Here is a 3,313-nt window from a genome sequence, read left to right on the forward strand (position 1 = left end):
TCGGCAACACTCTATCTACAAATTTAAGTATCTCATAAAAATAGATACTCTTGGGTTTATAGGTACATCCCGTCCCTAAAAAACCTAACTTAATCATACGAGGAGGTGGTAAACAAACTGTAGTCATTCAAACCGGAATGAGTTGCTCATTTTATGATTGGCTTCCTATTATAAAAAAGCTTTCACAGCACTTTACAGTCGTTTCATACCATCGCCCAGGTTACGGGAAAAGTGAGCTAGGAAATCAACCACGTACAATAAGGCAAGTTACAAAAGAGCTGCATATGTTACTAAACAAACTAGCTATTCAAGAGCCATTTATTCTAATCGGTCATTCCTATGGAGGATTATGTGCACAACATTTTGCGATGTTACATGAAGATAAGCTGCAAGCACTTATTTTAGTTGATTCTACTTCGATGAACTTACACCGTTTAGATGAACTTCATTTACCAATTTCTGATCAAACTGACTCGGATGATATGTGGCTTGAAAAATATAATACATACTCCAAAATGGATGTAGACACACTTTATAATGAACTAAAATCTATTCTCACCGATCAATCAAAACAGCAAATTGGATTCTCTACCTCGCCTTCATTATATAAAGCGACAGCTTCTGAACTATCGGAGTGGAAAAACTGTGCTCTCTCACTAAAAGAGCTATGTAAAACATTAGAAATACCATTAATCGTTATCGGTAGAGATCCTCAATATTCTATTACTCAATTGACTAATGGTGGCATGCCAAAAGAGGAAGCAACACAACTTGAAGCAATGTGGCAAGAACTGATCCATGAACAATTACAACTCTCAATACATAGCCAATATATACTTGCCGAACATGCTGGTCACGGAATCGAAATTGATCGGCCTGATATTATTATTGGGGCTGTTCAATCTCTATAAATAAAAAAAGGAAGCAACTAAAGTTGCTTCCTTACTTATCTATTCATAATCTTCTTCATCATCGATTTCTTCGTAATAAGCATTCCCATTACTTACATAAATAGGGCCATTCGCAACATCAATACGTAATACCCATGCCCATGGCACAGCTAAACGCTTATGTATTGCTCGCCAAAAGCTCATTGATTTTCTTTCGTACTCCTGGAACTCCTGAAGTAACTCTTTATAGGAGGAACCGTCTAACTGAATATTTGCTTCTAGCAAACGAGAATGGGCATAGTACTGCAGCTCTAGTTCAGCAGCAATTTCCATTTCTTCTTCTGTTGCCATACCAATAATTGTTCCATCTGCTGGTGCAATTTCATATACGTTGTGAACTTCAATAAGCCCTTCTTTCTCTTTCTCAAACATGTAAACAGCCTCCTTTAACATATAATTTTTATGTTACAAAGTCATACTTCTACAATAACTTCTCTCTTTCCTCTTTTTTTAATAAACTTTTACAAAATATTTAACCGATGACCTGTTTTCTCTATTCTTTCAGCAGAAATGAAACGATTTTTATCAAAATTTAATTTATACACATCAGGCATATGAAGTGTTTTCCAAAACTCCAAATCATATTTCGAATTAAAATAATTCATTAGTAATACCATAATATTTCCATGCGTACCTATTACAATATTCTTACCTTCATATTTTTTTAATATATTTTGTATACATATTACAGCGCGCTTTTGTGCTACAGTATTCGATTCTCCGCCTTCGTATGCAAAACTCCAATCTTTCCACACATTCTGCATAGCATCATTAAAATTTGATACTGGCTCTGTGCTCAATAATCTTTCACGCAAATCTTCTTCAGTTTGTATTGATAATTTATATGTATTCGCAATTCCTTGTACAGTTTGGATTGCTCTTTTGTAAGGACTAGAAATAACAACATCAATATGTTTATCTTTTAATAAATGCGTTACATTTTCTGCATCACAGTGCCCTTTTTCAGATAAAGATCGTTCCCGTTCTTCTTTTGTATATGTAGAATGGGCATGGCGAACGAAATATATTGTTGTCATTTTTTAACCTCCAATCTTATTTTCCATCTATATTCAATAATAAGATTGGAAAATCCTGTATTACAAAAGAGCACTTTTCATAAGTGCCCCTTTGTTTACATAATAAAATTATTTCATTATAATTTATTTCTGAATTTCTCACTTATGACAATATCTCGAATAAAGTAATCCATATTACTTAGAAGTTTTTCAAATGCTTTTTCACTCAAATTGTTCATCATAAAGACAATCTCAATCTTATTCCCTTTTTTATCAGTACCATAGAAACTATTTGTTAATACAAATGCCGTAGAACCACCTTTCTGTCCAGCAAATTCGAATATACCCTCTCCTACGGTTCCTTTAAATATATTCTCAACCTCACCTTGCATTTGTGGTGTAAAATAATTTCTGCTATTTATCTTTTCCAATAAACTCATGTAATCCTTAGCATTTGCACCTATAAACCGATCTGACCAAATACGCTGAAAATCCATATCGGCTTTTAACGATATCTCGCGTTTTGTCCATTCTTTCTCGTCTTTCATCCATTCATGTATTTGCCATACATGCTTAACATATTCATCATTAGACATATTACGTAGCTTGTCCAATGCTTTATTTTGAGGAATATGCAGTTCTTTTTCAACATAGCCCCTCATATATAATGCCCCTGTATACGTTGGATAAAATTCATCGTGACTATTTAAGCCTAACTCTTTCAAACTTTCATTTATCCGCGCTGCTCCAAGCTTGTCCAATAAATATGATGCATTCGCATTCGAACTATAATGGATCATTCCTTTCACTACTTCTTCTAAAGAAGTTTGACCGCCCTTCACTAACTCTTTACCTTTTACATCATCTAGCCATGCAGGGTGTGCACCACCATCAGTATTTTTCACATAGTATTTTTCTAATTCTTTCAATGAAATTTTCTCGTCTTTTCTTATTTTTCCTTCAGCTACTTGCTTAGCATATTCAATTGCTATAACGATTTTCGACATACTTGCTAGCGGTAATTTTTCTTTTTCATTTATTGATGTCAATGTTTCACCATTTCTTTTAACAATTAAAGAAGTTGTTTTATCATCCTTATGTTCTTTTATGTAATTTAGCACATAATTAGAGTCTTCTTTGGAATTGACATATTCCTTCACTGAAAAGAAAGCTATACAGCCTACTATAGTAATTCCAGCTATAATTCCAACAACTTTTAATCCCCTCATGATACTCCCCCATGCCCATCAACTTAAGAATTTGCACTACCCCCAAGTGTCAAAAAACGTTATTCTTTCTAAAAAGCTAGCTAGAAAGGATGACATTTTTTATGAATCTTTCAATTCA

At 33.8% G+C, this 3,313-nt stretch carries 4 protein-coding genes; 1 reads left to right on the forward strand and 3 read right to left on the reverse strand.

Annotated elements, in window-relative coordinates; translation table 11 throughout:
* Positions 1-92 precede the first annotated feature (92 nt).
* Entirely contained in the window at positions 93-911 is an 819-nt protein-coding gene (locus ACS2CR_RS33755) for an alpha/beta fold hydrolase (RefSeq protein ID WP_309567932.1), read from the forward strand.
* Between the two features lie 39 nt (positions 912-950).
* Here the strand turns inward: ACS2CR_RS33755 and ACS2CR_RS33760 are convergent, their stop codons facing one another.
* From ACS2CR_RS33760 to ACS2CR_RS33770, 3 genes are all read right to left on the reverse strand, one after another.
* On the reverse strand, positions 951-1,322 hold the full coding sequence (locus tag ACS2CR_RS33760; RefSeq protein WP_000461766.1) for a hypothetical protein: 372 nt from the start codon (positions 1,320-1,322) through the stop codon (positions 951-953).
* Between the two features lie 89 nt (positions 1,323-1,411).
* Positions 1,412-1,987 carry a histidine phosphatase family protein gene (locus tag ACS2CR_RS33765; RefSeq protein ID WP_000208300.1) on the reverse strand — a complete coding sequence of 192 codons (576 nt, stop codon included), beginning with the start codon at positions 1,985-1,987 and terminating at the stop codon, positions 1,412-1,414.
* Between the two features lie 116 nt (positions 1,988-2,103).
* Positions 2,104-3,195 (reverse strand): serine hydrolase, encoded by a 1,092-nt coding sequence (locus ACS2CR_RS33770; protein WP_084064941.1) that lies wholly within the window; start codon positions 3,193-3,195, stop codon positions 2,104-2,106.
* Positions 3,196-3,313: the final 118 nt, after the last annotated feature.

The organism is Bacillus cereus group sp. BceL291 (assembly GCF_051776705.1).
In the GTDB taxonomy this organism is placed as follows: domain Bacteria; phylum Bacillota; class Bacilli; order Bacillales; family Bacillaceae_G; genus Bacillus_A; species Bacillus_A cereus.

Bases quoted from the DNA above. Each gene is read 5' to 3' on its own strand.
- ACS2CR_RS33760 (WP_000461766.1), bottom strand. From the start codon at position 1,322: ATGTTTGAGAAAGAGAAAGAAGGGCTTATTGAAGTTCACAACGTATAT.
- ACS2CR_RS33765 (WP_000208300.1), bottom strand. From the start codon at position 1,987: ATGACAACAATATATTTCGTTCGCCATGCCCATTCTACATATACAAAA.
- ACS2CR_RS33770 (WP_084064941.1), bottom strand. From the start codon at position 3,195: ATGAGGGGATTAAAAGTTGTTGGAATTATAGCTGGAATTACTATAGTA.